Source organism: Pseudonocardia sp. SID8383, assembly GCF_009864975.1.
GTDB lineage: Bacteria > Actinomycetota > Actinomycetes > Mycobacteriales > Pseudonocardiaceae > Pseudonocardia > Pseudonocardia alni.
In genome coordinates, this window is record NZ_WWFY01001008.1 from 1 (window position 1) to 634 (window position 634).

1 protein-coding gene is annotated in these 634 nt (G+C 76.8%); it reads right to left on the reverse strand.

Features of this window, described 5'->3' with window-relative positions; translation table 11 throughout:
- Window positions 1–145: 145 nt before the first annotated feature.
- On the reverse strand, window positions 146–634 hold a 489-nt coding region (locus tag GTW08_RS24245), incomplete at its 5' end, for a DUF6529 family protein (protein WP_161152585.1).

The following is a 634-nucleotide window of genomic DNA, read 5'->3' on the forward strand; positions in this document are numbered from 1 at the left end:
GGCGGGTGCCGTGTCGCGCGGGGTTCCGTAGGTGGCGCAGCCCGCGGCGCAGCAGGCCACGGCGGCACCGGCGCCGGCGAGGAGCCGGCGGCGCGGGATCGGGGACACGGGGGACCTCCGGGGGACGGTGGGAGCGGTCGGGGGGTCAGAACGACAGGCCGTGGCCGGCGAAGAACCACAGCGCCGAGGTCAGCCAGACCCCGGCGAGGACGGCGAGCAGCACCCCGCCCGCGACGGCGAGCAGCCATCCCGGCACGCCGGGGCGGCGCAGGAGCAGCATCTTGGTGACGAACGCGCCGTAGAACAGGCAGCCGAGCGCGGAGTGCAGCAGCGCCGACGTCGTCGCGCCGGACCAGCCGAACGCGTAGAGGCACTGCGCGGCGACGGGCACGGTCACCAGCACCGCGGCGCGGCCCGACCAGCGGTGCACGACCGCGGTCACCGGGTCGGCGTAGCCGCGCATCATCATCCGGCCGGTGACGCCCTGGACGATCGCGAGGACCAGGGCGGCCGAACCGAGCCACGCCTTGGCCGCGGCGCCGCTGGAGAAGCCGGCGAGGTTGACCGCGACGCCGGTGCCGACGTGCTGGCGGGCCCAGACGCCGAGCGCGACCGCGACCAGCGACCCGACCAC